Below are 3,301 nucleotides of genomic sequence, written 5' to 3'. Positions count from 1 at the left end.
CGGCCCGCCGACCCGCCCCCCGTTCCGGCCCGCCGACCCGGCCCGTCCCGACGCCGCCCGGCCTGAAGCGGCTGGTCATCCTGCGGGTGGGGCCGGCTGCCGCGGGCCGCCGTGTGCGGCACATGTGTGGGGCGGGTGTGGGGGACATGTGCGTTCCGCATGCCCATGACGTGACAACGGTGACTGTCGGCCGACCGCCCCGCCGTGGAAACGTCTCTCTCGTCACCAACCGAAGGGGGTGCGTGTGAACCCGGAGTACGCCGTCTACTGCGACGCAGACCGGTATTTCTACGACGCCCCGCACCGCGTGTCCGCCTCCGAGGACAGCCGTGGTGGCCTCTACGAGGCCGCCCGCCGTCCGGCACCGGAGGGATGGGAGCGGAAGCGGGCCGGCGACTGGCTCGCCTACAGCCCGCTCGGTGTACGCCTGCCCGCTCAGGGCTGGAAGATCCACGTGTCGGCCGGCCTGGACAACGCCGAGTCGGTGCTGACCCGGGTGATGGACTACTGCGTCGCACGGCGGGTCCCGTTGAAGTTCATGCCGAACCGCTACCTGCTGCACACCCGCAACGCCAAGTACGCCGACCGTGCGGCCAGCGGCAAGTTCATCACCGTCTACCCGGCGGACGACGAGCAGTGCCGGACCGTCGCGGAGGAGCTGGACGCGCTGCTCGCGGGGGAGCACGGCCCCTACATCCTGAGCGACCTGCGCTGGGGCGAGGGCCCGGTGTACGTCCGCTACGGCGCCTTCGCCCGCAGGTTCTGCCACGACAAGGCGGGGGAGCTGTGCCCCGCGGTTGAGGACCCCGACGGGCGTCTCGTCCCGGACCTGCGCGGTCCCGCCTTCCGCACACCGGAGTGGGTCGCCCTGCCGGAGTTCCTGGCCCCGCACCTCGCGGCCCGGTCGGCGCTCGGCCTGGGGGACGTGCCGTACACCGTGGAGCGGGCCCTGCACTTCTCCAACGGCGGTGGCGTGTACGCCGGTCGGGACAACCGGACCGGCCGGCAGGTCGTGCTGAAGGAGGCCCGCCCGCACTCCGGGCTGGCGGCCGACGGCGCCGACGCGGTGGCCCGGCTGGAGCGGGAACGCGTCGCGCTGGAACAGCTGGCCGGACTGCCGTGCGTACCGCAGGTGCTGGACACCCTGACGCTCGGCGACCACCACTTCCTCGTCCTGGAGTACGTCGAGGGCAGCACGCTCAACACGGTCTTCGCCCGCCGGTTCCCCCTCTCGGGCGCCGACCCGGAGCCGGAGCGCCTCGCCGAGCACGTGACCTGGGCCCTGGGCGTGTACGACCTGGTGGCCCAGGCGGTCGAAGCGGTCCACTCGCGCGGCGTGGTCATCAGCGACCTGCACATGAGCAACGTCGTGGTCTCCGAGGACGAGTCCTCCGTCGTGCTGCTGGACTTCGAGGCGGCCTCACCCGCCGCCGAGCAGCGCCGCCAGGTGGTGGCCAACCCGGCGTTCGTCGCCCCGGCGGACCGGCGCGGGACGGATATCGACACCTATGCGCTCGCCTGCCTGCGACTGGCCCTGTTCGTGCCGCTCACCACCCTGTTCGCCCTCGACCGGGACAAGGCCGCGCACCTGGCCGACGTCATCGCCGAGACCTTTCCCGTGGACCGGGCCCTGCTCGACGACGCCGTCGCGGAGATCCGCCGCGACCCCGAACCCGTCCGCGCCCCCTCGGCTCCGGAGCGGCCCGACGCAGCCCAGCCCCTCCCGGACGTTCCCACCACGGATCGCGCCGGTGTCGACCGCGCCCGGAACGAGGGGCACGGGCCGCTGGTCCACCCCGGCGACTGGCCGCACAGCCGTGACTCGATGGCGCGGGCCGTGCTCGCCTCGGCGACCTTCGACCGCGAGGACCGCTGCTTTCCCGGCGACATCGCCCAGTTCGCCACCGCGTGCGGCGGGCAGTCCTTCGGCTACGGTGCCGCCGGCGTCCTGCACGCGCTGTCCGTCACCGGCGCGGCGCCCTGCCCGGAAGCCGAGGAGTGGCTGCTGCTGCGCAGCAAGGAACCCGCCTCCGGCAGCCCGTTGGGCTTCTACGACGGGCTGGCCGGCATCGCCTGGACGCTCGACCAGCTCGGGCACCGTCAACAGGCCCTCGAACTGGCCCATCTGGTGGCCGAACAGCCCCTGGAAGGGCTCGGGCCGGACCTGCACACGGGCCTGGCCGGCATCGGCCTCGCACTCGACGCACTTGCCACCGGGCCGCTCCCCGCCGACGCCGCCACCGGAGACGCCCCCGACTCGCGGGCCGGAGGCGCGACCGAGGACCGGGAACTGCGCCGACGTGCCGACCGCTGCGTCGAGTTGGCCGCCCACCACCTCACCACGAACCCCGGCCCGTTCGCCCGGACCGGCCTGCTGCACGGCGCCACCGGCGCGGCGCTGCTGCTGGTGCGGGCGTTCGAGCGCACGGCCGACCCCGCGCTCCTGGACCTCGCCGCCACGGCGCTGCGCGCGGATCTGAGCCGGTGCGTGCCGGACGAGAACGGCGTGCTGCTGGTCAACGAGATCCGCCGCACCATGCCCTACCTGGGCGCGGGCAGCGCCGGCATCGCGATGGTGCTGGACGACTACCTCACGCACCGCGAGGACGAGGAACTCGCCGACGCGCGCACCGCCCTGACCCGGGCCGCGCGCTCCTCCTTCTACATCCAACCCGGGCTGTTCCGCGGCGCGGCCGGCCTGCTGCTGCACCTGGCACGCACGCCCGCACCGTCTCCCGGCGAACGCCGCGGGGACATCCGCCGGCTGACCGATCTGCTGGCCTGGCACGCCGTCCCCTACCGCGGCGAGACCGCCTTCCCCGGCGAGCAGTTGATGCGCCTGTCGATGGACCTGTCCACCGGCACCGCCGGCTGCCTGCTCGCACTCGGCAGTGCACTGCACGACGCCCCCGTGCACCTGCCGTTCCTGCCGCCGCTCCGGCGGCCCCAGAACCGACCCCAGCCAGGGGTCAGGGGCAAGTAAGGAACATCCACCGTCCCCAAGAAAGGGAACTATCATGGCACTTCTCGACCTGCAGGCGATGGACACCCCGACCGAAGAGGCCATCGGCGACATCGCGACGGGTAGCCAGGTGAGCCTGCTCGTCTGCGAGAACAGCTCGCTGAGCGTCACCCTCTGCACCCCGTGACCACAGGTCACCACGCCTGAGCGGATGATGTGCGGCCTCCGTTCGCCGCGCGTCCGCCGGCACTCGGGCCCCGGGCGGTTCGCCGCCCGGGGCCCGTTCCGGCCGTTCCGGCCCGGGCCCGCCCCATCCCGCGACGTCCCGTCCCCGCCGAC

At 73.6% G+C, this 3,301-nt stretch carries 2 protein-coding genes; both read left to right on the top strand.

Going from position 1 to position 3,301, the window contains the following annotated elements:
- Positions 1-244: 244 nt before the first annotated feature.
- Entirely contained in the window at positions 245-2,983 is a 2,739-nt protein-coding gene (gene lanKC, locus ACYVE9_RS20100) for a class III lanthionine synthetase LanKC (protein ID WP_461029281.1), read from the top strand.
- A 34-nt stretch (positions 2,984-3,017) separates the two neighbouring features.
- The gene (locus ACYVE9_RS20095) at positions 3,018-3,149 is read left to right on the top strand and encodes a SapB/AmfS family lanthipeptide (RefSeq protein ID WP_461029280.1); all 132 of its coding nucleotides are present in this window, start codon (positions 3,018-3,020) and stop codon (positions 3,147-3,149) included.
- Positions 3,150-3,301: the final 152 nt, after the last annotated feature.

It is taken from the genome of Streptomyces sparsus, assembly GCF_054776295.1.
Note: the sequence above shows the minus strand (reverse complement) of the source record. Positions and strands in the feature narration are given on the sequence as shown.

Bases quoted from the DNA above. Each gene is read 5' to 3' on its own strand.
- ACYVE9_RS20095 (WP_461029280.1), top strand. From the start codon at position 3,018: ATGGCACTTCTCGACCTGCAGGCGATGGACACCCCGACCGAAGAGGCC.